Below are 24585 nucleotides of genomic sequence, written 5' to 3'. Positions count from 1 at the left end.
GCAACAGCTCGATCCGCTCACGCGCGGTCAGCTTGCCCTTCGCGTGCTGCGCCTCGGTCGCCCGCTCACTCGGGCCACGCAGCGCCTCCTCACGCAGGGCGTGCAGCTCGGCCACACGCCCACGGGCGTCCGCCGACCGGACCACGTCTTCCTCGACGGGATTCATCATGATCGTCACGACACTCCGTTCCGTCCGTCAGCGCAGGCGCGGCGGATCACCGATCGTCAGAATAACAAACCGCTCATGCGGTTTATAAGTAGAGTGCCGCGACTATCTGAGGTCATCGTCGGCACACACCCCTCCACGGTCACCGCCAGCTATGCGGTGGCTGGTACGCGGCGTGGCGCCACCCGGCGGTGGTGCGCCCCGTCTCCGGCGGCGTGTCCCGGTCCCGCTCGCCGAGCAGCGACATCAGCGTCAGAGCGACCGCGGCCAGCTCCTCGTCGGTCGGCCGCCCGCGCTCCACGCGCAGCACCGCACCCGCGTCTCTCACAGCGCCCACAGTTCCTCCTCGGTGTTCCGGCTACGGTCGGTCGCGGCGCTCAAGGAGTGCTCGGACTCCGCTCGAAGGCAGGCGGGCGGGCCCGGTGGAACGGCCCGCGACGCACGAGAGCTCCGCACCCCGGGGCCGGGGTGCGGAGCTCTCGTGAGCGGTCCGTGGGGGCGCGTCCTCAGTGTGCTTCCGGCCTCAGCACCACGGGGAGCGCGGTGTAGCCGTTGACGATGAAGGACGGCACCGGCTCCAGCGACTCCACGGGCGCCGCCAGCTCCATGCCGGGGAAACGGTCGAAGAGCGCCGCCAGGGCCACGGTGGCCTCCAGCCTGGCCAGCGGGGCCCCCAGGCAGTAGTGGACACCGTGCCCGAAGCCCAGGTTCTCGCGCCGGTCGGTGCGCAGCAGGTCGAACACGTCGGCGTCGTCCCCGTACTGCTCGGGGTCGAGACCGGGCGCCCCGAAGGAGACGAGGATGGGGTCGCCCTTGGCGATCAGGACACCGTCCAGGTCGATGTCGTCCAGGGCGTAACGGAGCGGGAGGTACGCGGCGGGGTTGCGGGTCCGCATCGTCTCGGCGACGACGTCCTCCCAGTCCGCGCGGCCGGAGCGGACGTGCTCGAGCTGCTCGGGGTGGGACAGCAGCGCCGCGACGGCGTTGCCGATGAGGTTGACGGTCGACTCCATCCCCGCGGCGATCATGAGATTCAGGGTGCCCACCAGTTCCTCCTCGGTGAGCCCCTTGCCCTCGTCCTGGGCCGCGATCAGGGCGGACGTCAGGTCGTCGCCGGGCTGCTCCCGCTTGAGGGCGACCAGGTCGCCCAGCATCTGGAAGACCTTCATCTGGGACGCCGTCGTCTCCTCGGGCGTCGCCATGGTGTTGAAGGTGGTGTCCACCTCGGCGCACAGGGTGTCCGTGTCGCTCTCCGGGACGCCGAACAGCGCGCAGATCACCTTCATCGGCAGCAGCTTGGCGAAGGAGGCGCGCAGGTCGGTCCGCTCCCCCGCGGGCCGGGCGGCGAGGTCGTCGAGCAGTTCGCCGACGACCTCGGCTATCCGGGGCCGCAGGTTCTCGGTGCGCCGCATGGTGAACCCGCCCGCCACCAGGCGGCGGAGTCTGGCGTGCCGCTCCCCGTAGGCGAAGAGCATGTTCTGCGCCGCCACCCAGTAGTAGAGCGGCCACTCCTCGGTGATGCGCCCCTCCACGAAGGCGGGCCAGTGCTGGGCGTCCTTGGACACCCGCGGGTCGGCGACCAACTGCTTGACGTACCGGTGGGCGGTGACCGCCCAGACCATCACGCCACCCGGCAGCTCCACCTGGACCGCGGGACCCTGCCGGCGCAGCATGGCCGCCTCACCGGCGAGGTCCCGGCCCATGGCGTCCAGCGCGTACGGGCAAGCAGTCGTTTCCATCCGTGCACTCCGATCGGTTCGTCGTGATCAGTCACGTTCCATGTCTTTGCGCACGAGGGGACCGTCGTGTGTCGTCCCCTTCCCCCCGTGAAACCGCGTGCCCGCGGTCGTCAGCCGTCCACGCCGGCCGCCTCCAGGGCCTCCTGCTCCCGGCGCTGCGCCATGGCCGCCTCGTACACCCGCGCCGCCCTGTCCGGTGAGAAGTCCAGCCGGACGAGCACCCCGGGGACCGCGATGGCGGTCATCAGGGTCCGGTGGAGATCCGCCACGCGTTCCGTGATGTCCGCGTGCCTGGTCAGGATGTTCGACAGGATCTGGATGCCGGTGAAACCGCCCACGAACATCTTGGCGACGGCGTCGACGTCGACGTGCGGGAGGAGTTCCCCGTCCGCCTTCGCCTTGCCGAAGAGCGCCACGCCGTGGTCGATCCAGGCCTGCATCGGGACCCTCCGGTCGAGTCCGTCCGCCGGTGAGCCCTGGTCCACCGTGAGCCGGATGCTGCCGCGGACCAGGGAGTCCCCCCTGTTGAGCAGGTACGACAACAACAATGACTCGTCCACCACCTGTTGCAGGGTCAGGTCGCCCGTCGGCACCTGAGGCACCGCCCTGAGCTGGCTCGCCAGTACCTCCTGCGCCAGCTCCTCCTTGGAGGTGAAGTGGAAGTACAGGGCGCCCTTGGTGACTCCGGACCTCTTGAGGATCTCCGAGATGGTCGCGGCTTCGTAGCCGACCTCGTCGAACACTTCGGCGGATGCGGCGACGATCGCGTGTCGAGTCCGGATGGCTCGCTCCTGGCGCGCCATGTTTGACCTCCATACGGCTATCGGCCGGCGGCGGAAACTAAACCGGCGGGTACGTATCTTAGCGGCGGAGACCTCCATGGTTCGCTCAAGAGCGCCGTTGTCATGTGCCAGGCGCACCATGCCCCCGAGGGGCCGCGTGTGGACGGATCAAGAATAAAACCTTCCGGCCGGTTTCGCAATGACCCTGCGCAACCGGCCAGACAAGCGGAATCACCCCTGTCAATTGGGCTGGAGCCTGGCAAGGGGCGCCCCAGGTCGCCGCGTTCTCTGTGACGCAGGTCACTTATCAACCGTGGCTAATTCTTGAAACAAAACCGGTGGGTACGTATCTTTAGGGCCCTGCGCTTCGTGTTTTTTTCGGACCGGCGTACGCGGAGAGGCCATGACCCTGCTGACGTTCCAGAAGCAAGCCCCCCAGCGCGCGGGGGTCCTCGATCACCCGGACATCGCCCTCCCGAAGGCGAGACCCGTCGACGCGTCCCCTTTCGACCTCGCCCCCGTGGCACCGGTGCCCGCCGCCTGCCCCCCGGCCGGCTCGGCCGACACCACCACGGGCGACCTCACCTACCTGCTCTTCGACCGCGGTGAGCGCGACCGCGTCCACAGCACCTGGCGCGGGCTCATCTCCACCGAGGACTTCCGCCACCGGCCCGGCCTGACACCCGAACAGCGCACCGCGCTCTCCTACAACCGTCTGCGCCAGGTCAACAGCGTCGTCGGCCAGGCCGCCGACCTGGCGCGCGACCCGCACCTGCTGGCGAGCCTGCACGAGTGGACCGGGGTCGTCGACGGCGCACTGGGCACCCTGGCGGGCATCCACTACAACCTCTTCCTCGGCAGCCTCCTCGACCACGACGGCGCCGACGGCCGCGACCTGTCCGAGTACTCCTCGATGCGGCGCACAGGAACGTTTCTCTGCACGGAGCTGGACCACGGCAACGACGCCTCCTCGCTGCGGACCACCGCCACGCTCGACCGTGAGACCGGTGAGTTCGTCCTGCACACGCCGACCCCGGGCGCCCAGAAGTTCATGCCCAACACCAGCCTGACCGGCGGGCCGAAGAGCGCCCTGGTGGCCGCCCGGCTCCTCGTGGACGGCGAGGACCAGGGCATCTTCCTCTTCCTCACGCCCCTCAGCGGTGCCACCGGCACCCTGCCCGGCATCCGGGTCCGCTGCCTCCCGGCCCGCACCGGCAGCCCCGTGGACCACTGCCTCACCTCGTTCGACCAGGTACGGCTGCCCCGCGAAGCGCTGCTCGAGGCCGAACACGGACGCCTGGACCAGCAGGGCGTGCTCTCCAGCTCACTGGGAAGCCGCCGCAAGCGGTTCCTGCACTCCATCGGCCGCGTCACCGCCGGAAAGCTCTGCATGAGCGCCGCGGGCATCGGCGTCACCAGGGCCGCCCTCGCCATCTCCGTACGCCACGCCCACCACCGCCACATCAGCGGCCCCAAGGCCGGCGAGCGCATACCGCTGATCGCCCACCGCAGCCACTACAGCCGGCTGCTCCAGGGCCTCGCGACCGCGTACGCCATGACGTTCCTCCACCGCAGCGTGGTCTCCCGCTGGGCGCGGCACGACCACACCGACCGGGACGCCACCGAGCGCCTGGTCGCCATCACCAAGGGCTGGATCACCTGGCAGGCGCGGGCCATCACCATCGAGTGCCGTGAACGGTGCGGCGCTCAGGGACTGTTCTCCGTCAACGCGCTCGCCGACTTCCCGCTGAACCTCGAGGGCGCCATCACCGCGGAGGGCGACAACCTCGTCATCTGGCTGAAGGCCGCGGGCGAGATGCTCTTCCAGCACCGCACCGAGCGGCACGCCGAGTCCGGGCAGGACCCGAGCGCCCAGGAGACGCGGTCGCTGAGCGACCTCGGCTTCCTGCGCGGGCTGCTCGCCGAGGCGGAGTCGCTGTGGCAGACCCGGGCGCGGGCGGAGCTGCGCCAGGGCCCCGCGGGCAACTCCCTGGGGCGCTGGAACGCCGCCTCGTCCTCCGCGCTGAAGATGGTGTCGATCCACGCCCCGCTCCAGGCCGCCGACGCGTTCGCCGACGCGATCGAGCAGGCGGTGGACCCGACCGCCCGCACGCTCCTCGAGCAGCTCTGCCGGCTGTTCCTGCTGCACCAGCTCACCGAGCACACCGGCGACCTGCTCGCCGACGGCCACATGACGGCCGACCACGTGCGCGCTCTGCCCGCGGCGCTCGACGCCGTGACGGCCGAGCTCGCGCCGCACATGATGACGCTGGTCGACGCGTTCGACCTGCCGGCCGAGTACCTCGCCTCGGTACCGGTGGCCAACAGCTCCTGCGCCGACGACTTCGACCGTCTGGTCGACGGGGGCTGAACAGGGGGCGAGGGGAAGGCACGGGGGGAACCCGGCCCCGCCAGGCCGGGATTCCTGCCGCTCACAGCGGCAGGGTTATGCCCAGCTCCCGCATCGCCGACGAGGGAGGACCTCCCTCGGAGCGGGCCGTCTTGCGGCCCTTGCTGCACGGGGCGAGCGTGCGCGGGTCGACCGCCTCGGCCGGGGCGCCGGTGGCGTACAGACCGTCGGGTTCGCTGTCGCGGTCGTGCGGAAGCAGCCAGAAGACCCGGCGACGGAACGTGCCGGACGAGCGCGACGGCTTGGCACCGGGCCCCAGCAGCGCGTACCCGACCATGCGGCCGTCGCGGTGGTAGGCGGGCTTGCCACGGCGGGTCGGCAGCCGGTCGAGGCTCTGTCGTACGTAGTCGAGGTCGCCGATGTCCTCGAGCCAGACGAGGTCGACCTCGTGGATGATCTCGTCCTCTGCGATGAGGGCGCTCATGCCGTCTCCTGGTCAGCGAGCAGTCCGATGCCCGGGTAGTACTTCCGCTGGTTGGACAGGATCATCTCCTTCGGCGACGCCAGCCCCACCGCCTCACGGACCCTGGCCGCGAAGGCACGGGACGAGATGGCCGGTGCCCCCTCATTGTGACACCAGGACTTGTACGCCGCGTAGAGCGCTGCCTGTTCCGCGCGCAGATCCGGGTCGATTCGGCACGATTCGCTGATGAAGCGCCCGGTGTGGTCCTCGGTCTCGGCGTACGCGGTGGTGGCGATGCGGACCCGCTCGGGGCCGGTGAGGTCCTTCTCCCCGGCCAGGTAGCGGCGGGCACCCTCGATGAGCCAGTTGAGGATGCCGGGGCCCTCCTCGGTGACCAGGATGTCCGCCAGGTTGTCGATCTTGCGGTCGTCGGAGACGACGCGCTCGAAGGGGATGAGCCGCATACGGCGCCAGAAGGCGAAGCCGCCGGTGCCGACCTCGGGGCGGTGGTTGCCCAGCAGCCACAGCTTGTGGGTCGGCTGGAAGCTGAAGAAGTCCTGGCGCATGCGGCGCGCCTTGATGCGGTCGCCGCCGGTCAGGAGCTTGACGCGGGCCTCGTCGAACTTGTCCCCCGGCTTGACCTCGCTGCACACGATGACCCGGCGGCCGTGCAGTTCGGCGAGGTCGGTGGGGTGGCCCTCGTAGGGGCGGGACATCAGGAACCCGGGCGGCGCGGCGTCGGCGTAGTCGCCGAGCAGCTTCATCAGGACGTCCAGCAGGACGGACTTGCCGTTCTTGCCGGAGCCGAACAGGAACGGCATGACCTGTCCGCCGACGTCTCCCGTGATCGAGTAGCCGAGCAGCAGGTGCAGGAAGTCGACCATCTCCGCGCCGTCGGCGTCCTCGCCGAAGGTGTCGGTGAGGAACCGGTGCCAGCGCGGCGTGGGCATGGGCTGGGGCGCGGCGCTGGTGGAGCGGGAGTGGAAGTCCTTGTCGGGGTCGGGCGTGCGGATCAGCCCGGTGCGCAGGTCGACGATCCCGGCCGGGGTGCACAGGGCGTACGGGTCGGCGTCGAGGCGGGCGGCGTTGAGCACCATGCCGGGGGCGGCCTTGGCCTGGGTGAGCATGGCGTTCATGCCGCTGGTGCTCAGGGCCCGGCGGCGGTGCTGCTGGAGGGCCGAGCCGGTGAACACTCCGCGCGGGTCGGTGGAGGCGATGCTCTCGGCCAGGTCCCCGGCGGCCCAGATGACGGTGTCGTCCTCGTCGATCTGCCAGCGGGTGCTGTCCCAGCGGTACCAGCCGAGCCCGGGGACGTGCCGGTAGTCGTTGGCGTACAGCTTCACGAACAGCTTGGCGTTGCCCCGGTCGGTGAGGGTGTCGGGCAGCAGGCCCGCGGCGGTCGCCTCACCTCCGGCCGGTTCGCCGGCGGGGGGCGTCTCGGCCGGGGGCGTGTGGCCGACGGTGGACTCGCCGCCCTGGGCGGGCAGCGGGGCGGGGACCTGGGCGAGGATCTGCGCGGCGACCGCCTGGGCGTCGAAGAGGGCGTTGTCGTTGCGGGAGGTCATGCGCGGCCCCCCGGGGAGAGCGGCCGCAGCGAACCGGCGTTGAGGCCGCTGCGGATGATGGCGCCGTAGCGGCGCTCCTGCCCGGGGCGGGCCTGTTCGGCGGCCTGCCGCAGGGCCTGTTCGGCGTCACCGGCCGTCAGGTGCCCGGCGGCGACCAGTCCCCCGGCGGTGTAGGCGGCGCGGTTGAGCTTGGCGGAGAAGGCCGCGCCCTCGGGGACGGCCGCGCAGGCGGCCACCTCCCCCAGCACGGTCGCCAGGGCCCTGCCGGCCGCGTGACGGCCCCCTCCGGCCGCGATGACCGCCTGGCGGGCCCGGGGCGGCACGGGCCGCGGGGCGGGCACGTGGGCGGGCGGGAGGTGCCCCGTACGGTCCAGTTCGTGCGCCAGCCAGTTGGGCAGGGGCGCGGGTTCGCGTACCGGGCCGACGGGCGTGTAGGTGCCGGCCGGGGTCGTGGTGCCCGGGGCGACGATGTAGCCGCCGTGGGCCCGGACGTCGACCTGCCAGGCCAGGGCGCGGCCGCCGCCCGACCCGGTGGAGCACTGCCACCGGTGGCTGCTGTGGGCGCGGTACCACACGTGGAGGCCTCCGGAGGGCGTGCGCACCCGCAGGGTGGTGTCGTCGTCCGCCGGGCTGGTGGCGCCCCGCAGGGCGGCCAGGACGCCCAGCATGTGGAAGCCGTTGGCCAGTCCGACCAGGTCCACGCCGGCGGGGATGGGGATGCCGGGCAGCAGGCGGTCGCGCTCGGGCGGCTGCTGCTCGTGCGCGTCGATGTCGATGACGACCAGGCTGGCGGGGCCGCAGGCGACTCCGACGCCGAGGCCGGGGTTGCGGGCCCACCACTGCTCGATCCGGGCGAAGTCCAGAGTGGCCGCGTGAAATCCGTGGCACCAGCGACCAGCCTGGAGGCAGGCGCATCCCTGGTGGGTGTGGCCGGGCCGGCGGCACGCCTCGCAGTTGGCCGCCGGGGTCTTGCGCCCCGGTGCCAGCGGGTGGACCGGCCAGCCACGGCTGGCACACCACCTGGCGATCGCCAGGCTCTGCGGAGCGACGACGGGCGAGGAGTCGGACTGCCCTGAGTCGCTGCGCGAAACCCACAGCTCATGAGCCATGCGCATCCCCCATCAGCGACCGAAGCGACTCAACGACGAACATAGATTAGCGAAGCTCTGGTGACCCGGGGGTCTCTGGGGGAGAAACACCCCGTCGTGTCGGGGTGGGAACCGCCAGCGACTGAAGCAACGAACCGGCAGCGACTGGAGTTCCTTCGGTAGCTCCTTGAGTAGCTCCAAGAAACAGCACGTCAGACGCCCTGTGCAAGCCAAAACAGCGACTGAAGCGACTCAAGGCCTCTATATATGACGCGCACGCGCATACACGCGCACGCGCGAATGTCTTGATATACCCGGACCTTCGGTCGCTTCAGTCGCTGATCGGCCAACAAGCCCCCTCTGACCTGGGCTTTTTCCTGAGACCCACGAGCGACCCAGAAACGCTTCAGTCGCTCTTCTTCAGTCGCTGTGCCCCCAGGGGCCCTTCCGGGCCCAGCGACCGAGCAGCGACCGACGCCTCCCGGGACCGGGTCAGCGACCCAAGCGACCGAAGCGACTCAAGCGACTGTGCAGCAGATGTGCAGTGGAACTGCACCCCACCACGGCAGAACGCCGACAGGAGTCCCGGGTTCAGTCGCTTGAGTCGCTTGGGTCGCTCACCGGCATGACGAGGGCCCCGGGAAGCGGATGCCTCCCGGGGCCCGGTCGCCGAGCCGCCGGGTCACCGGGTGACGGCGGCCGCCTCGGCATGCTGCTTGGCGAGGTTGAGGGTGGCGGTGGAGTTGCGGCCGAGGGCTTCGCGTACGTAGCGCCGGGCCTGTTCGAGGGTGGCGCCCTGGCCGAGGACGTGTTGGATGGTGTCTTCGCGGAGGACGACGCTGTGCTGGGAGGTGACGGTGACGCCGGTTTCGTCGGGGGTGACGGTCCATTCGCCGGTGTGGGCGTCCATCAGTGCGGGGGTGGCGGTCTGTTTGTAGACGATGCGGCCGGCGTGGGGGAAGCAGATGCGGATGGACTCGGTGGTGTGGGTGTTGCCGTCGGCGGTTCGGGTGTCCATGGCCATGACCTGTACGCCGGGGGTGTCCTCGGTGAGGTCCAGGCGGGAGACGTGCGGGACCAGCTCGGGCCAGTCGCCGACGCGGTAGAGGAAGTCGTACACCAGCTCCGCCGGGCCGTTGACCCGCACACTGTCCTCGAACGACAGCACCAGCTCGTCCAGCCTCCCCCACCGCTCCGCGAGGGCCTTGAGACGGCCGAGCTCCGCCCGGCTGTTGGTGTCCGTGGCCCGGTCGACCCACTCGACGTCCTCGGGGCGGTCGTCCGCCACCGTGAAGTCGTGCAGCAGGGTCAGCCGGGAGGAGTTCTGCCCCAGGTCCTCCACGATCCAGGTCCCGCCCATCCCGGTGAGCGGGGCGGCCGGGATCTCCTGGCGGAACTCGATGCGCCGCGCGGCCGGGTCCAGCGTCCGGCGCGACGTCCAGGACTTGACCGCCCCGTTGGCGGTCGCCCACATGCGCAGCCGCTCGCTGGTGCCGTCGAACTCCAGCCGCTCCACGTGCACGTTCGGCGGGAAGAACAGCGGCCACCGCTCCGTGTCCGCGATGAACCCGTAGACGACCGCCGCCGGTGCGGCGATCTCCACGTCGTGCGATGTGCGGTGAACCTGTTCAGCCGACACCTTCACTACCCTTCTCTCGTGGTCGAGGCGCTCGCGGAGCGCCGCTCAGAAGTTGCCGAGCCCGCCGCAGACGTTGAGGGCCTGCGCGGTGATGGAGGCGGCCGTCTCGGTGGCCAGGTAGCCGACCAGCCCGGCGACCTCCTCGGGGGTCGAGTAGCGGCCGAGCGGGATCTTCGCCTCGAACTGCTCCTGGACGTACTCCTGCGTGGTGTCCCAGGCGGCGGCGTAGCCCTGGCGCACACGCTCGGCCATGGGCGTCTCGACATAGCCGGGGCACACGGCGTTGACCGTGATGCCGGAGGGGGCCAGCTCCTTGCCGAGCGCCTTGGTGAAGCCGACCACCCCGTGCTTGGAGGCGCTGTACGGGGCGCCCAGCAGGACGCCCTGCTTGCCGGCGGTCGAGGCGATGTTGATGATCCGGCCGTAGGGCGCGTCGCTCATGCCGCCCTTCTTGAGCACCTCGCGGGTCAGCCGGAAGACGCTGTTGAGGTTGGTGTCGATGACGTCGTACCACAGCTCGTCGGTGATGTCGGCCGTCGGGCCGCCACCGCTGCGCCCGGCGTTGTTCACCAGGATGCCGATCGGGCCGTACGCCTCGACGGCGGCCGCGACCAGCCGCGTCACCGCCTCGGGCGACCGGACGTCGGCAGCGACGCCGTCCGCGTCGATGCCCTCCTCGCGGAGGTCCTCCACGGTCTGCTTGACCTGCTGCTCGGTCCTCGCGCACAGGAAGACCTGGTGGCCCCGGCGGCCCAGTTCGCGGGCCACCGCCAGGCCGATACCACTCGTTCCGCCGGTGATCAGCGCGACGGGCTTCGTCGTTGTCGTCATCGGTTTCCTTCCAGGAGCGCCTTGGTGACTCCGACCGTGTCCCGTGCCGCTCGAGGTGCGGCGGAAGGCGGCTCAACCCCCGTGGCACCGGCCCGGGTTATCACGCCGTGATAACCCCTGCCGCCGTGGCGGCCGCCAGGGACGGGCTTGAGGGATGTTCCAACCGCGTGCGACCGGCCCCGGCCAGGCTGGCGGACGGCCGAATCGACCGAACGGAGACGCCATGACGCTCGCACCCGAGCTCGCCCCGACCCCCGCCGCCTGGTCCGCTGCCCTGCACGCGGAGGTCCAGCAGTTCTACGCCCACCAGATGCAGCTCCTCGACCTCGGCGAGGCCGAGCAGTGGGCGCGGACCTTCACCGAGGACGCGACCTTCGCCGTGCCGACCCTCCCCGAGCCGGTGCGCGGCCACGCCGGGCTGATCGCGGCGACCAGCCGGGCCGCGGCCGAGCTCGCCGCGGAGGGCCAGCGCCACCGCCACTTCATCGGCATGTTCGACGTCCGCCCGCGGCCCGACGGCGCGGTCGAGGTCCGCTCCTACGCCATCGTGTACGCCTCGCAGATCGGCGGCGAGTCCCGGGTGCACCGCGTGTGCGTCTGCGAGGACGTCCTGGTCCGCCAGGACGGTGAGCTGCGGGTCTCCGCGCGTACGGTCACCCGCGACGACCTCGCCTGAGCGGCGCTCCACCACCGCCCGGCCGCCTCTCCACCCCGGCCGGTCAGCCTCTGCCAAAAGAACCGACTGCCACCCGATGGGGGTTTCCCGACATGACGCAGACGACGATCGCCCGGCCGGAGGTCTCGGCCCTCCAGCAGGCCGTCCAGGGCGCCGCCGACCGGCTCGTCGAAGCCGGAGCGGCAGGCGTGCAGTTCCGGGTCGCCCGGGGGGACGAGGCCTTCGTGGTGACGTCCGGCATCGCGGAGCTGGGTACCGACCGTCCCGTCCCCGCCGACGGCCGCTTCCGCATCTCCTGCATCACCAAGCCGTTCGTGGCCGTCGTGGTGCTCCAGCTCGTCGCGGAGGGCAGGATCGACCTCGACCGCAGCGTCGAGAGCTACCTGCCGGGTCTGCTGCCGTACGGCGAGAAGATCACCATCCGCAACCTGATGCAGCACACCAGCGGCCTGTACAACTACATGGACTCGTTCCAGAAGCCGGGCGACCGCTTCCTGCGCGACCGCTACAAGCACTACGAGCCCGAGGACCTGATCGCCATCGCGGCCGCCAAGCCGCTGGAGTTCGAGCCCGGCACCAAGTTCGCGTACTGCAACACGAACTACTTCATCGTCGGCCTGCTCATCAACAAGGTCACCGGCCGCTCCTACCGCGACGAGATCCGCGAGCGGGTCCTGGAGCCGCTCGGGCTGAACGAGACCGTCCTGCCCGGCGACGACCCGAACATCCCCGAGCCGCACGCCCGCGGCTACATGCAGATCGGCGGCGAGCCGGTCGACGTCACGCTGATGAACCCCTCCGAGGCCGGCTGCGCGGGCGAGATCATCTCCACCACCGCGGACCTCGACCGCTTCTTCTCCGCGCTGTTCAGCGGCAAGCTCCTGAACGAGCCGGAGTTCACCGAGATGACCACCCCGCTGCCGCCCGAGATGATCGAGAACCTTCCGATGGGCATCGGCTACGGCCTGGGCATCATGAAGCTCGAGAACGACGACGACCTCGACCTGTGGGGCCACGGCGCCGGCATCCCCGGCTACGCCACCTTCGCGGCCACCACCCGCGACCTGAGCGCCCGCGTCCAGCTCTCGTTCACCATCGGCGACAAGGACTTCGGGCCGGACGCCGAGCAGGCCGTCATCCGTGGCGTCAACATCGCCCTGTGCTCGTGAGGTCCCGGTGACCAATTCTTCCGGAAAGGCTGCGGACAACGGCCCGGACGAGACGGTGGAAAAGGCCGTCATCGTCACGGGCGGCGGTACGGGAATCGGAGCGGCGACGGCCCGGGCATTCGCGGAGAGCGGCGCCCACGTCCTCGTCGTCGGCCGCAGTGAATCGACGCTCAAGGAAACCGCGGACGGACACGACCGCATTCGCGTTCTCGCGGCGGACATTCACGACCACGACGCACCGGAACTCATCGTATCCACCGCGCTGCGTGAATTCGGCCGGCTCGACGTCCTGGTCAACAACGCGGCCGTCACCGGATTCGCCTCCCTCGAGGGGCTGGACCGCGCGGCCGTACGGGCGCAGCTCGGCACCAATCTGATCGCCCCGGTCTTCCTGACCCAGCGGGCGCTGGACGCCCTGGAGGCGACCGGCGGTGTCGTGGTCAACGTCAGCTCGGCAGGCTCGCTGGGCCGCCGGGCGTGGCCGGAGAACTCCGTGTACGGCATGGCCAAGGTGGCCCTGGACTTCCTCACCCGCACCTGGGCCGTCGAGCTCGCCCCGCGCGGTATCCGCTCGGTCGGCATCGCGCCGGGCGTCGTCGACACGGGCGTCGGCGTGCGGGCCGGGATGCCCCCGGAGGCGTACGAGGCGTTCCTGCGCGAGATGGCCGGGCGCGTGCCCTCGGGCCGGGTCGGCCGCCCCGAGGACATCGCCTGGTGGATCGTCCAGCTCACGCGGCCGGAGGCCGCCTACGCCAACGGCACCGTCCTGGCGGTGGACGGCGCGCTGTCCGTGACGTGACACACGGCTCGCGGACATGGGTGAGGCCCCCCGGAAACCCGGGGGGCCTCACCCATGGACGGGGTGCGTCAGCGGGCGACCGTGGCCGTGACGTAGCGGACGGGCACGTCGATGTGGATCAGGCCGTCGTCGCCGCGCAGGGCGTCGAGCGCCGTGATGAGCCGGGCGCGCAGCGCGGCCGCCTCACCGGCCGGCAGGTGCTGCCACAGCAGCCGCATGCCCTGGGTGTGGGACCAGTCGACCCACGCCTCGCCGGAGCGGGCGGTCATGTCCACCGACTCGTCGACGACCCGGACGTCACCGAAACCGGCCGTGTGCAGCGCCGCCGTGAGGTCCGCCGGGTCCTCCAGCCAGGAGTGGAGCTGCCGGTGGAGCTGCTCGGGGTGCCAGGCGGGCGGCAGGTGCTCCAGCAGCGACATCGGGATCAGGTCGGTGAACAGCGGCGGCAGGAACGGGAAGGTGTCGCGGGTGAACACCGGGCTGGTGAAGGCGATCCGGCCGCCGTCGCGCAGCAGCCCGGCGTAGCGGGCGAGCGCGGCACGGGCGTCCGGCAGGAAGATCACGCTGTAGGAGCCGACGACCAGGTCGAAGGAGCGGGCGGGCAGGTCGGGGTGTTCGCCGTCCATCACCCGCAGTTCGACGTTGCCGATGCCCTGCCGCGCCGCCTCGCGGCCGGCCTCCTCGACCATGGCCTCGGCGATGTCGATGCCGAGCGCGCTGCCGTCCGGGCCCACCAGCCGGGCCGCCGGCAGCAGGGTGGCGCCCAGGCCGCAGCCCACGTCCAGGAGCCGCTGGCCGGGACGCGGGTCGGCGAACCGCACCAGCCGCTCGCCCATCGGCGTGAAGAATTCCACCCCGAGCCGGTCGTAGGTCGCCGCGGCCCCGTTGAAGGCGGCGGTGACTTTCGTCTTGTAGGTCGCTGTGTCCGTGTCCATGTGCCACATGGTCCGGCCCTCGCCACGCGCGGAGCTGGAGGATTCATGGAGAACCGGTGGACGGGCACCGCGCATATACCTGGAGAACAAAGGGAGTCGGGAATTCTTCCCTTGCCCGGCCCGGTCGTCCGCACACAGAATACGGCCAGTAGCCGCCGCCCTTGGAGGCCGCCGTGGAGGGGAATTCGATGAGTAGCCAAATAGCTGCTGTGCGCCGCATGATCGACGCGTACAACACCGGTAAAACCGAGGACGTCGCGGAATACATTCACCCGGAATACCTCAACCCGGCGACGATGGAGCACATGGACCTGCGCGGTCCCGACTCCTTCGCGATGGCTGTCAAGTGGCTGCGCATGACGTTCTCCGAGGAGGCGCACCTGGAGGAGGTGCTGCTGGAGGAGCGCGGCGACTGGGTCCGCGCGAACCTCGTCCTGTACGGCCGGCACATTGGCGACCTCGTCGGCATGGCGCCGACCGGCCGCCGCTTCTCCGGTGAGCAGATCCACCTCATCCGCTTCGTCGACGGCAAGATCCGCGACCACCGCGACTGGCCCGACTACCAGGGCACCTACCGTCAGCTCGGCTCGCCGTGGCCCGAGCCGCAGGGCTGGAGGGCCTGACCATGATCCTCGTCACCGGAGCGACGGGCAAGGTCGGCCGTGAGGCCGTCGAGCAGCTCACCGCACAGGGCCGCCCGGTCAGGGCGCTGAGCAGGAAGCCGCAGGAGGCGGGCCTGCCCGAGGGCGTGGAGGTCGTCGCCGGCAGCCCGGCCGACCCCGCCTCGCTGGCCGCCGCGTTCGAGGGCGTCACCTCCGCCCTCGTCGTGCTGTCCGGCGATGTGGCCGGAGAGGCCCGCAACATCGCCAAGGCCGCAGCCGCCGCGAACGTCGAGCACATCGTCTTCCTGTCGTCGGCGAGCGTGCTGCACCCGCTGCCGCACGGCATCGCCGACGAGCACCGGGCCGCCGAGGAGGCGATCACCGAGTCCGGCGTCGCCACCACGTTCCTGCGCCCCGGCCCGTTCCACGCCAACACCTCGTGGTGGATCAAGACCGTCCGTGAGAACGACGCCGTGCGCTGCTGGATCGGGAACAACCCCGGCGCGCCGATCGACGAGTACGACATCGCCTCCTCGGCCGTCGCCGCCCTCACCCAGGACGGCCACCGCGGCAAGGCGTACGTCCTCACGGGCGGCGAAATCCTCACCTCCGAGGAGCAGGCCCGCATCCTGGGCGAGGTCCTGGGCCGCGAACTGGCCTTCTCGGTCGCGCCCCAGGAGGAGGTCGTCGAGGTCTTCGCCGGCATCACCGGCGACCGCCCGGCGGCCGTCAGCAACGTGGCCGCGCTGCACAGCCCGAAGGTGCCGTGGGCCACGCCCACGACGGCCGTGAAGGACCTCACCGGCCGCGACCCCCGTCCGTACCGTGCCTGGGCGGCGGCCAACGCCGCGCTGTTCGGCTGAGGAAAGGCACAGAGCAGACATGGCGAACGACACGACGACCGGCACGAACGGCCCCCTCCTGGTGATCGGCGCGACCGGCCTCCAGGGCGGCGCCACCGCCCGCGAACTGGTCCGGCGCGGCCGTGACACGGCGGCCCTCGTACGCGACCCGCGGTCCGAGGCGGCCCGCGCGCTCGCCGCACTCGGCGTGCGGCTGGTCACCGGCGACCTCGACGACGAGGCGTCGCTCCGCGCGGCCATGGAGGGCGTCCACGGCGTCTTCTCCGTACAGAACTTCATGACCCCCAAGGGGCTGGGCGGCGAGGTCCGCCAGGGCCGTGCCGTGGCCCGGGCGGCCAAGGCCACCGGGGTCGCGCACGTGGTCTACAGCTCGGTCGGCGGGGCGGAGCGCGACAGCGGTGTCCCGCACTTCGACTCCAAGCGCCACATCGAGCGCTACCTCGAGGGACTGGGCGTGCCGACGACGGTACTGCGCCCGACGTTCTTCATGGACAACTTCGCCGCGCACGGCCCGCAGAACGTCGACGGGACACTGGTGGTGCAGCTCGCGCTCAAGCCGGACACCCGGGTGCAGTTCATCGCCGTCGACGACATCGGCTACTTCGCCGCCGAGGCCTTCGACCACCCCGAGCAGTACCTGGGCCGGGCCGTGGAACTGGCGGGCGACGAGCTGACGGCCACCGAGGTCGCCGAGGCGTTCGCCGCCCGCAGCGGCCTGCCGGCCCGCTTCGAGGAACTGCCGCTCGACGCGGTGGCGGGCAACCCGTACATCCCCAACGCCCCCGAGATCGCCCTGATGTTCGAGTGGTTCCAGGAGCACGGCTACCGCGCGGACATCCCCGCGCTGCGCGCCGCGCACCCGGGACTCCAGACGTTCGCGACCTACCTCAAGGGCATCGACGTCTGAGACGTCACACCCCCCCGCAACGCGTCGGCGGCCCTCCCCCACCCGGGGAAGGGCCGCCGACGCGCTGCCCGCATGCCCGCACCGCCCGGTCAGGCCCGGCAGACCGGCAGCCCGCCGTGGTACTCCGTCATCTCCCGGAACAGCGCCGGGACGTCCAGGGCCTCCCCCGGCGCCGCGCCGCGCTCCTCCGCGTACGCCCGGTGCAGGTTCGGCACCAGCCGCTCGGCGTCCAGCAGGTCCGCGAACGGCCCCGGACCGGTGGCGCGCGCCAGCTCCAGCGGGCTCACCCCCTCCGCCACCCCCTGCCGGGCCAGGTCGCGCAGCCGCAGGAAGTACGCCTCGTTGGCGTCGAGCACCTCCGGCCCGCCCACCGGCCCGTGACCGGGCACCACCACCAGCGGGTCCAGCCGGCGCATCCGCTCCAGGGCGTCCAGCGAACCGCCGACGGACCCCATCACGCAGAACGGTGTCACGCCCGACATCACCAGGTCGCCGGTGAACAGGACCCGCTGGGCCGGCAGCCACACCACCGTGTCGTTGGTGGTGTGCGCGGCCGGCCCCAGGTGCAGCAGCTCCACCCGCACCCCGCCCGCGTGCACGGTGAGCGCGTCGCGGAAGGTGACCTCGGGCAGGGCGAGCTCGATGTCGCCCCAGCACACGTCCGGCCACAGCGACGTCAGGTGCAGCCCGGCGGCCGCCATGTCGGAGCGCGTCCGCTCGTGCGCGACGACCACGGCCTCCGGGAAGAGGTGGTTGCCGAACGTGTGGTCGCCGTGGAAGTGCGTGTTGACCAGCGTGCGCGGCGGGGTGCCCGCGACGCGCAGCACCTCCTCGCGCAGCCGCCGCGCCCGGGCCTCGGTCGCCGCGGTGTCGACGAGCACACCGCGGCCGTCGTCACCCGTGACCAGGCCCGCGTTGTTCAGGCACCAGCCGCCGTCGGGCTGGACGAACGCGAACACCCCGTCGGCGACCTCGGTCAGCTCCCCCGTGAGGGCGGTGGGCGTGCTCACAGCACGTCCGAGGGGACGAAGCCCAGCTCCTTGAGCATCGGCATGTAGTTGAAGACGTCGTAGTGCTCGATGATCCGCCCGGCGTCGTCGAAGCGCAGCTCCTCCAGCATGAACCAGGTGACCTTCTTGCCGGTCGGCGCCTTGCCCATGAACTCGCCCAGGTGCGTCGCCGTCACGGTGATCCGCAGGATCACCCGGTCGCCCTCGGAGACGGCGCTCCTGACGTCCAGGTGGAGGTCGGGGAAGGCGGCCAGGCCGCCCCGCATGGCGCCGATCATCTGCTGGGTGTCGACGGGACGGTCCTCGGAGAAGTGCTTGATGTCCGGGGCCCAGTACTTGAGGATGCCGTCCAGGTCCCAGCGGTTCCAGGCGGCGGCGCAGTCGAGCGCGATCCACTTGTTGCGCTCCTGCACGGACAGGCCGGAGGGGACCGACCGGACCGACTGCTCGGTCAGCGTCGAGGACATGGTGAATTCCTTCGCGTAGGGGTGAACGGGATTCGGCGCGGCGGCAGCACTTGGGCCGTGCCCTGGGCCACAGCCGGCGCCGGGGGTCACGCGGCCAGCTCTCCGGCCGCCGGGGCGAAGTCGGCGGCGTGGTCGGCCGCCCACCGGGCGAAGGTCCTGGCGGGCACACCGGTGACGCGCTCGACGGTGTCCGCGACCGCCGGCGGGTTGACCAGCGCGTCGGCCAGGTAGCCCAGCACCATCTCCACGACCGGCGCGGGCATGGCCCGCCCCATCAGCTCACGGGCCTGGTCGGGCGTGATCTCCTCGAAGCGGATCTCCCGCCCCAGCGCACCGGAGATGGCCCGCACCTGGTCGGCCTGGGTGATCGCCTCCGGGCCGGTCAGCACGTACGCCTTGCCCGCGTGCCCCTCCTGGAGCAGCGCGGCCACCGCGACGGCGGCGACGTCCGCCTCGTGGATCAGGACGCGCGGGGCGTCGCCGTACGGGGCGCGCACCACGCCCTCCGTGCGGATCGAGTGGCCCCACTTCCACAGGACGTTGGTGGCGAACTCGTCGGGCCGCACGAACGTCCAGTCGATGCCGGACTCCTCCACGGCCCGCTCCACGGCACGGTGGTACTCGCCGCTGTGGTTGTCGCCCGACTCGTCCAGGACGGAGGACGACGACAGCACGACGATGCGGCTCACCCCGGCCTCCTTGGCGGCCGCGACGACCTCGCGGGCCGTCTCCGGCACCGGGAAGAGGTAGAGCCGCTCCACGCCGCGCAGCGCCGCGCGCAGCGTGCCGGGGTCGGTCAGGTCGCCCTCGAAGACGGCCACGCCGTCCGGCAGCCCGGCGGTGGCCGGGTTCCTGGTCAGCGCCCGCACCGTGGCACCCTCGGCCACGAGCCGCTCCACCACATGACGGCCGACCGATCCTGTTGCACCTGTCACCAGAACTGTCACGCCTGCTCCACGAGTTCGTTGGCCAGTAAGTGCTGCCCAGCGTCGGGAACGGCACTGGAGGATGCCCGGAGAGGCGGTCGACCGCCTCGACCCCGCCTCAAGCGGAAGGGGGAACCATCACATCGGCCACCACTCCCCACAGGACACGAAGGCGAGGCAGCGTTTTGTCCGCTCCCACGACCGCACCCGGAAAGACCGGACATCAGGACGCCAGGAAGAAGAAGAAATTCGAACTCAGCCGCCGGGGCCGCAAGCTGACCCTGGCCGTCCACGTCGTCACCTCCGTCGGCTGGGTCGGCCTGTCGCTGTCCATGGCCGTCCTGGCCCTCATGGGGTACACCACGGACGACGCGGCCGTCGCCAAGGGCGTCTACTACGCCATGTACGTGTTCGATGACACCAGCGTCACGGTCTTCAGCGTCACCGCGTCGATCTCCGGCATCCTGCTGTCCTGCGGCACCGCGTGGGGCCTGCTGCTGCACTGGTGGATCATCGCCAAGTGGGTCATCACCCTGTTCATGACGATCTTCGCGTGGTTCGTCATCCACCCCATCGTCATGAAGGCCACCGAGAACACGGCGGAGGCCGGCGGCGCTCCCCCGCGCCCCGGCTGGCCCGCCGACTTCCTGGTGTGGAGCGTGCCCGCGCTGTTCGTGCTCCTCACCGCGGCGGCGGTCATCTCGGTGTACAAGCCCTGGGGCCGTACGGCCCGCGGCCGCCGCGCCACCGCCCGGCCGCGCCGTACCTGACAAGCGTCCCGCGCCACCGGCCGCCCGTACGGCCCGCCCCTGCCCGCCCGTTCAAGCGGACCGGAGGGCGGGCCGGACGCTGTCCAGGGGCGCCACGCGCCGCGCCCGGGCAGCGTCCAGCGCGGCGCACCAGGGCGCCGGGTGCCCGGCACGCAGCAGCCCCGTACCGACGAGCAGGCCGTGGAAGCCCGCGTCCAGCAGCCGCGCCGCGTCGGCGGGGTCGGCGATACCGCTGGCACTGACCGCGCACCGGGTCCCCGTGGCCCGCACGGCCGGCAGCAGCGCGGCACCGCGGCCCAGGTCGCCCGGCAGCCGCTCACGCGTGGCGATGTCCTTGTTGTTGACGGCGACCACACACTCCGCCGCCCTGGGTACCGCCGCCACCTCCGCCGCGTCGGCCACCTCCACGAAGGGCGTCAGCCCCAGGCCCAGCGCGTGCTCCACCAGCCGCTCCAGAACGCCCGCCGGCAGCACCTTCACCGTCAGCAGCACCGCGGAGGCACCCAGGTCGCGGCTGCGCTCGAGCTGGCGCCTGCTGGTGACGAAGTCCTTGCGCAGCAGCGGCAGCCGGGTCAGCGCGGCGACCTCGCGCAGCAGCTCCTCACTGCCGCCGAACCACCGCCCGGTGACCACCGAGACGCACGGCGCGCCGGCCTCCTCGTACCCGGCGACGACCTCCGCCACCGAACGCGGGCCCAGCAGGTCGGCACCGTCGGCGTCCCGCAGCTTCACCTCCATGATCACGGGACGTGCGGCCGACAGCAGCGCACCGGTGAACGTCATGAGGCCTCCCTCCAGGCACGGCTGACCGCCTCCGCGCGCGCCCGGGCCAGCAGCCCGTCGTCCCCGCGGGCGGCCGAGTCCACGTCGATGCCGAGGAAGCGGGGGTGGGCGAGGGCCCCGGCGAACCGGTCCCGGTTGTCCGCGCGCAAGCCCCCCGCCAGCAGGAACGGCCGCTCCATGCGGTCGGCCAGCGCCGTCACCGTGGAGTCGTCCAGGCTCACCGCCGTACTGCCCACCCGCCCGCCGGCGCCGACCGCGTCCAGCAGGAAGACGTCCGTGCCGGCCCGCTCGTACGCGCCGATCAGCCGCGCCTCCACGCACGAGGTGCCCTCCACGTGCAGCACCTTGACGATCCGCACGTCCTCGGGGACCAGCTCCCGCAGCGCGCGGACCATGCCGGGCGGCTGGTAGCCGTGCAACTGGACCCAGGAAGGGCCCTGCCCGCCCACCAGACGCGCCAGCGCCCCGGCGTCCGGGCCGAAGGTCACCAGCACCGCCTCCAGGCGCCCGGTGGCCCGCGCCTCGGCCGCGAGAGCGGCCAGCCGCCCGGCGGACAGGTCGGCCCGCCCCCCGGGCACCCCGTGCCACAGCCCGATCAGGTCCGCCCCGGCGTCCGCGACGCCCCGTACCTCGGCGGCGGTCGTCGCGCCGCAGATCTTGACCAGCACCTACGCCGCCTCGGCCACGAGAGAACCCCGCGCGAACCGGTCCTCCCCGCCCTCGAACAGCCTCGGGTGCGCGGCCCGCAGGTCGTCGATCACCCACGCGTAGGGCAGGTCGTCGAACTCGCCGTGCGTGCGCAGGAACTCCATCTGCCGCCGCCCCTTCAGGTCGAAGGGGTGGTGCAGGCTGTCGGCGGTGCCGTCGAAGTCCAGCGGCGCCATCCGGTACAGCTTGCACAGCGTCTTGTTGAACACCGGCGTCGCCTTCACCCACCGCCCCCCGAGCCACACCGAGGTCAGCCCGTGCTGGTGGAAGACGTCCCCGCCCAGCAGCTCCTTCAGCCGCTCGGACGCCAGGTGGTTGCGCACATCGGTCAGCACCAGGCGCGCCGGGATGCCGAGCGCGCGCAGACCGGCCGCGTACAGGACCGACTTGTGCAGGCACATGCCCGAGCCGGTGCGCACCACCTGGCTGGCGCGCAGCCCCCGGCGGGACAAGTCGGCGCCGTACACCTCGTAACGGATGCCGTCGCGCACCGCGTAGTAGAGGGCCACGGCCCGCTCGGTGGGGGTGGTGGCGGTCGCCGGGACCGCTCGGCCGACGAAGTCGCGCACCTCGTCGCTGTGGTGGTCGATGAACTCGGTCGCTGCCAGGGCGGGCTGGAGGGTCATGGTGGCGTGTTCCGCTTCCGTCGTAGGGTGATCACAGGCCGAGCATCGAGGCGATGCGGTTGCGCTGGATCTCGGACGTGCCGGAGTAGATGGTCCCGGCGACCGAGTTGCGCAGCTCCTTCTCGATGCCGTACTCGGCCATGTAGCCGTTGCCCCCGAAGATCTGCACGGCGGCGAGCGCGGAGGCGACGTTGGCCTCGCTGGTGACGAGCTTGGCGACGGCGATGTCCCGGGTGACGTTCTCCCCCGCCATCACTTTGCGGGCGGTGGAGTACAGCCAGTGCCGGGCCGTCTCCACCCCGATCTCCATGTCAACGATCTTGTGGGAGATCGCCTGGTACGAGCCGATCGGCTGCCCGAACTGGGTGCGGGTACGGGCGTACTCGGCGCAGCGCTCCACCCGGTGGCGCATCTCCCCCGCGTTGATGACGAAGGAGCACAGGATCTCCCAGCGCATCACGTGGTCCAGCACGAGGAAGCCGCCGCCCGGCCGGCCCACCACCCGCGAGGCGGGCACCCGGCACCCGTCGAAGTACAGCTCGCACAGCGGCGAGGTGCGCAGCCCCATCTTGGCGACCGGCCGCCCGACGGTCAGGCCGGGCGTGTCCCGGTCGACGAGGAACGCGGTGATGCTCAGCGGGCCTGGACGGTCGCTGGTACGGGCGTAGACGGTGACCACGTCGGCGACGGGCCCGTTGCTGACGAACGTCTTGCCGCCGGTCAGGACGTAGTCGTCGCCGTCGCGCACGGCACGGGTGCGCATCGCCAGCGCGTCCGACCCGCTGTCGGGCTCGCTGATGGCGTGCGCGCCGATCAGGTCGCCGGAGCACAGCCCCGGCAGGTACCGCTCCTTCAGCTCCGGCGAACCGAACCGGTGCAGGGGCACGCCGGTGCTCACCAGGTGACTGCACACGGAGAAGTTCAGCCCCGCGTCACGGCAGCCCAGGCCCAGCCCCTCCAGCACGTACATCGTGGTGAGCAGGTCCTGTCCGAGCCCGCCCCACCGCTCCTCGAAGGGCAGGCCAAGGATGCCCGAGGCGCGCAGCAGGTCCCACTGCTCGCGCGGGAAGGCGGCCTCGGCGTCACGCTCGACGTGCCCGGCGCTCAGCTTGTCCAGCAGCGGCGCCAGGCCGTCGCGCAGCCGCCGCTGGTCGTCGGTCCACGTGATCATCAGTACTGGGAGAACTCGGGCGAGTCGAGGTTGTGGACCTCGTCGCCGCGCAGCGCGGGGGTGAACATGCACACCAGGCGCAGGTCCTCGTCGGGGCCGGCGATCAGCCAGTGCGCGTCGTGCTTGTCGAGGGCGTAGAGGGTGCCCGGCGTGATGGGGTGGGAGGCGCCGGCCATGTCGACGATCTCGCCGCTGCCCTCGATGCAGTAGCAGGCCTCCAGGTGACGGCGGTACTCCAGCCGCGACTTGGTGCCGGCCCGCACGATCGTGTCGGTGACGGTGTAGCCGAGGCCGTCGGACTCGGTGAGGAACCGGCGGCTGAGGCCGTTGCCCCAGTCGACGCAGCGGACGCTGTCGAGCTTGCGGACGATCATGTGTGGGTTCCTTCGTTCGTACGGTGGTGGGAGGTGGGGCGGCGCAGCTCCGCGACGAAGGAGGCGAACTCCTCCACCGGGTCGCGCCCGGTTTCCAGGGCCTGCTCGATCCGGGCCACGCCCGCGCTGCCGACGACCGCCGCGTCCGCGCCGAGCGCCTCGAGGGCGGCGACGTCGGCCCCCGTACGGACGCCGAAGCCGACGGCGAGCGGGGCGCGGGTGGCCCCGCGCAGCCTGCCGAGGACGGTGCCGAGCCGCTCGCGGTCCGGTGCGGCGGTGGTGCCGCTGCGGCCGTAGTGGGCGACCAGGTACAGGTACGCGGAGGCGTGCCGGGCCGCCTCGGCGACGGTGGCGGGGCCGGAGACGGCGTAGCAGGTGGTCACCAGGGGCAGTCCGGCCCGGTCGGCGGCCTCGTAGTGCGCCGCGCGCAGCCGGGGCGGCAGCCCGTGCAGCAGCAGTCCGTCGCAGCCGGCGCCGGCGACGGACCGGGCGAAGTCGCCCAGGTCCGTGCCCTTGACGGTGTGGCTCCAGTCGGCGAGCAGCGCGATGCGCAGCCGCCGCAGCGTGGGCCGCAGCGCGGCCACCGCGTCCAGGACCGCCGGCAGGGTGACCCCGCCGGCCAGCGCCCGGTCGGCGGACCGGCGGATGACGGGCCCGTCGGTGACGGAGTCGGGGAAGGGGACGGCCAGTTCGAGGCAGTCGACGTCGCTGTCGTCGAGCATCGCCGCGAGGTCCGGCAGCACGTCGAGCGGAGGGTCGCCCGCGTTGACGAACACGGCCAGCCCCGGCCGCCCGGGCCGCCGCCCCGCGAAGAACCCGGCCCCGGCATCGCCCGCCCCGGAGGCCGCCCGCACAGCGGCCCCCGAAGCGGCACCGGCCCCGCCCGCACCAGCGGTCCCGCTCGTACCGACGGCACGAGAGGCACCAGCCGCACCGGCGCCGTACGAACCACCGCCCGCACCGCCCGCGCCATCCGTGTCCGCGCCCCGGGAAGCCGCCCGCACAGCGGCTCCCCGGCCCGCACCGGCGGCGTCCGGCGGGGCAGGGGCGGGCGTCCCGCCCGGCCCTGCCGCCCCGCTCCGGCACGAGGCCAGGGACAGGGCAGCCACCCCCGGCACGGCGGCCGGCGCCAGCCCCGCAAGCGGCGGCGGGCCGGGCACGCGGCGACGCGACACC

Annotated in this window: 26 protein-coding genes and 1 pseudogene; 8 read left to right on the top strand and 19 right to left on the bottom strand. The window is 72.0% G+C overall.

All coding sequences use genetic code 11. The features are described from left to right. The 4 genes and pseudogenes from E2B92_RS31980 to E2B92_RS31965 all read right to left on the bottom strand — a co-directional run. Nucleotides 1-166: pseudogene (locus E2B92_RS31980) on the bottom strand (methylmalonyl-CoA carboxyltransferase); the annotation flags it as partial. Between the two features lie 142 nt (nucleotides 167-308). Beyond that, nucleotides 309-503 (bottom strand): acyl-CoA carboxylase subunit epsilon, encoded by a 195-nt coding sequence (locus E2B92_RS31975; protein ID WP_126884948.1) that lies wholly within the window; start codon nucleotides 501-503, stop codon nucleotides 309-311. Between the two features lie 169 nt (nucleotides 504-672). Beyond that, nucleotides 673-1905 (bottom strand): cytochrome P450 family protein, encoded by a 1233-nt coding sequence (locus E2B92_RS31970; protein WP_126884947.1) that lies wholly within the window; start codon nucleotides 1903-1905, stop codon nucleotides 673-675. Between the two features lie 110 nt (nucleotides 1906-2015). Continuing rightward, on the bottom strand, nucleotides 2016-2708 hold the full coding sequence (locus E2B92_RS31965) for a ScbR family autoregulator-binding transcription factor (protein ID WP_126884946.1): 693 nt from the start codon (nucleotides 2706-2708) through the stop codon (nucleotides 2016-2018). Nucleotides 2709-3090: 382 nt separating this feature from the next. Here E2B92_RS31965 and E2B92_RS31960 point away from each other — a divergent pair, with 382 nt between their 5' ends. Further along, nucleotides 3091-5058 carry an acyl-CoA dehydrogenase gene (locus tag E2B92_RS31960; RefSeq protein WP_126884945.1) on the top strand — a complete coding sequence of 656 codons (1968 nt, stop codon included), beginning with the start codon at nucleotides 3091-3093 and terminating at the stop codon, nucleotides 5056-5058. Nucleotides 5059-5119: 61 nt separating this feature from the next. Here E2B92_RS31960 and E2B92_RS31955 read toward each other — a convergent pair whose 3' ends face one another. The 5 genes from E2B92_RS31955 to fabG form a co-directional block, all read right to left on the bottom strand. Beyond that, nucleotides 5120-5521: a DUF6009 family protein gene (locus E2B92_RS31955; protein WP_126884944.1), complete on the bottom strand. Its 402-nt coding sequence runs from the start codon at nucleotides 5519-5521 to the stop codon at nucleotides 5120-5122. After that, entirely contained in the window at nucleotides 5518-7065 is a 1548-nt protein-coding gene (locus tag E2B92_RS31950; protein ID WP_126884943.1) for a DNA primase family protein, read from the bottom strand. The genes E2B92_RS31955 and E2B92_RS31950 overlap by 4 nt, the downstream gene beginning before the upstream one ends. Continuing rightward, entirely contained in the window at nucleotides 7062-8174 is a 1113-nt protein-coding gene (locus E2B92_RS31945; protein WP_126884942.1) for a bifunctional DNA primase/polymerase, read from the bottom strand. The genes E2B92_RS31950 and E2B92_RS31945 overlap by 4 nt, the downstream gene beginning before the upstream one ends. Nucleotides 8175-8835: 661 nt before the next feature. After that, on the bottom strand, nucleotides 8836-9792 hold the full coding sequence (locus E2B92_RS31940) for an aromatase/cyclase (RefSeq protein ID WP_126884941.1): 957 nt from the start codon (nucleotides 9790-9792) through the stop codon (nucleotides 8836-8838). Between the two features lie 45 nt (nucleotides 9793-9837). Continuing rightward, nucleotides 9838-10623: a 3-oxoacyl-ACP reductase FabG gene (fabG, locus tag E2B92_RS31935; RefSeq protein ID WP_126884940.1), complete on the bottom strand. Its 786-nt coding sequence runs from the start codon at nucleotides 10621-10623 to the stop codon at nucleotides 9838-9840. A gap of 223 nt (nucleotides 10624-10846) precedes the next feature. Between fabG and E2B92_RS31930 the strand changes: the two genes are divergently transcribed. The 3 genes from E2B92_RS31930 (at nucleotide 10847) to E2B92_RS31920 (ending at nucleotide 13267) form a co-directional block, all read left to right on the top strand. Continuing rightward, entirely contained in the window at nucleotides 10847-11299 is a 453-nt protein-coding gene (locus E2B92_RS31930) for a nuclear transport factor 2 family protein (RefSeq protein ID WP_126884939.1), read from the top strand. A 92-nt stretch (nucleotides 11300-11391) separates the two neighbouring features. Continuing rightward, nucleotides 11392-12468 carry a serine hydrolase domain-containing protein gene (locus tag E2B92_RS31925; RefSeq protein WP_126884938.1) on the top strand — a complete coding sequence of 359 codons (1077 nt, stop codon included), beginning with the start codon at nucleotides 11392-11394 and terminating at the stop codon, nucleotides 12466-12468. A gap of 7 nt (nucleotides 12469-12475) precedes the next feature. Then, on the top strand, nucleotides 12476-13267 hold the full coding sequence (locus E2B92_RS31920; protein WP_200836993.1) for an SDR family NAD(P)-dependent oxidoreductase: 792 nt from the start codon (nucleotides 12476-12478) through the stop codon (nucleotides 13265-13267). 68 nt (nucleotides 13268-13335) lie between these two features. On the opposite strand, the gene E2B92_RS31915 is transcribed toward E2B92_RS31920, so the two are convergent. Beyond that, nucleotides 13336-14202 (bottom strand): class I SAM-dependent methyltransferase, encoded by an 867-nt coding sequence (locus E2B92_RS31915; RefSeq protein ID WP_126884937.1) that lies wholly within the window; start codon nucleotides 14200-14202, stop codon nucleotides 13336-13338. A gap of 188 nt (nucleotides 14203-14390) precedes the next feature. On the opposite strand from E2B92_RS31915, the gene E2B92_RS31910 reads away from it, so the two are divergent. From E2B92_RS31910 to E2B92_RS31900, 3 genes are read left to right on the top strand one after another with little or no spacing between them, the layout of a single operon-like run. Then, on the top strand, nucleotides 14391-14825 hold the full coding sequence (locus E2B92_RS31910; RefSeq protein ID WP_126884936.1) for an ester cyclase: 435 nt from the start codon (nucleotides 14391-14393) through the stop codon (nucleotides 14823-14825). Continuing rightward, nucleotides 14795-15667 carry an SDR family oxidoreductase gene (locus E2B92_RS31905; protein WP_235024071.1) on the top strand — a complete coding sequence of 291 codons (873 nt, stop codon included), beginning with the start codon at nucleotides 14795-14797 and terminating at the stop codon, nucleotides 15665-15667. The genes E2B92_RS31910 and E2B92_RS31905 overlap by 31 nt, the downstream gene beginning before the upstream one ends. A gap of 19 nt (nucleotides 15668-15686) precedes the next feature. Next, on the top strand, nucleotides 15687-16574 hold the full coding sequence (locus tag E2B92_RS31900) for an NmrA/HSCARG family protein (RefSeq protein ID WP_126884935.1): 888 nt from the start codon (nucleotides 15687-15689) through the stop codon (nucleotides 16572-16574). Between the two features lie 89 nt (nucleotides 16575-16663). Here the strand turns inward: E2B92_RS31900 and E2B92_RS31895 are convergent, their stop codons facing one another. From E2B92_RS31895 to E2B92_RS31885, 3 genes are all read right to left on the bottom strand, one after another. Then, nucleotides 16664-17584: an MBL fold metallo-hydrolase gene (locus E2B92_RS31895; protein WP_200836992.1), complete on the bottom strand. Its 921-nt coding sequence runs from the start codon at nucleotides 17582-17584 to the stop codon at nucleotides 16664-16666. Beyond that, a complete protein-coding gene (locus tag E2B92_RS31890) occupies nucleotides 17581-18051 on the bottom strand; it encodes an ester cyclase (RefSeq protein ID WP_126884934.1) in 471 nt (156 codons plus the stop codon). Before E2B92_RS31890 ends, E2B92_RS31895 begins: the two co-directional genes overlap by 4 nt. A gap of 86 nt (nucleotides 18052-18137) precedes the next feature. After that, the gene (locus tag E2B92_RS31885) at nucleotides 18138-18998 is read right to left on the bottom strand and encodes an NAD(P)H-binding protein (protein WP_126884933.1); all 861 of its coding nucleotides are present in this window, start codon (nucleotides 18996-18998) and stop codon (nucleotides 18138-18140) included. A 164-nt stretch (nucleotides 18999-19162) separates the two neighbouring features. On the opposite strand from E2B92_RS31885, the gene E2B92_RS31880 reads away from it, so the two are divergent. Next, on the top strand, nucleotides 19163-19747 hold the full coding sequence (locus tag E2B92_RS31880; RefSeq protein ID WP_126884932.1) for a DUF2269 domain-containing protein: 585 nt from the start codon (nucleotides 19163-19165) through the stop codon (nucleotides 19745-19747). Nucleotides 19748-19798: 51 nt separating this feature from the next. Here E2B92_RS31880 and E2B92_RS31875 read toward each other — a convergent pair whose 3' ends face one another. From E2B92_RS31875 to trpA, 6 genes are read right to left on the bottom strand one after another with little or no spacing between them, the layout of a single operon-like run. Beyond that, nucleotides 19799-20530: an indole-3-glycerol-phosphate synthase gene (locus E2B92_RS31875; RefSeq protein WP_126884931.1), complete on the bottom strand. Its 732-nt coding sequence runs from the start codon at nucleotides 20528-20530 to the stop codon at nucleotides 19799-19801. Next, a complete protein-coding gene (locus E2B92_RS31870) occupies nucleotides 20527-21198 on the bottom strand; it encodes a phosphoribosylanthranilate isomerase (RefSeq protein ID WP_126884930.1) in 672 nt (223 codons plus the stop codon). The genes E2B92_RS31875 and E2B92_RS31870 overlap by 4 nt, the downstream gene beginning before the upstream one ends. Next, entirely contained in the window at nucleotides 21199-21864 is a 666-nt protein-coding gene (locus E2B92_RS31865; protein WP_126884929.1) for a transglutaminase-like domain-containing protein, read from the bottom strand. It lies immediately after the preceding gene. A gap of 31 nt (nucleotides 21865-21895) precedes the next feature. Then, nucleotides 21896-23035: an acyl-CoA dehydrogenase family protein gene (locus tag E2B92_RS31860; RefSeq protein WP_126884928.1), complete on the bottom strand. Its 1140-nt coding sequence runs from the start codon at nucleotides 23033-23035 to the stop codon at nucleotides 21896-21898. Then, on the bottom strand, nucleotides 23035-23409 hold the full coding sequence (locus tag E2B92_RS31855) for an ectoine synthase (protein ID WP_126884927.1): 375 nt from the start codon (nucleotides 23407-23409) through the stop codon (nucleotides 23035-23037). Before E2B92_RS31855 ends, E2B92_RS31860 begins: the two co-directional genes overlap by 1 nt. After that, on the bottom strand, nucleotides 23406-24263 hold the full coding sequence (gene trpA, locus E2B92_RS31850) for a tryptophan synthase subunit alpha (RefSeq protein WP_200836991.1): 858 nt from the start codon (nucleotides 24261-24263) through the stop codon (nucleotides 23406-23408). The genes E2B92_RS31855 and trpA overlap by 4 nt, the downstream gene beginning before the upstream one ends. Between the last annotated feature and the right edge of the window lie 322 nt (nucleotides 24264-24585).

The organism is Streptomyces sp. WAC05374 (genome assembly GCF_004353505.1).
Lineage (GTDB): Bacteria > Actinomycetota > Actinomycetes > Streptomycetales > Streptomycetaceae > Streptomyces.
Note: the sequence above shows the minus strand (reverse complement) of the source record. Positions and strands in the feature narration are given on the sequence as shown.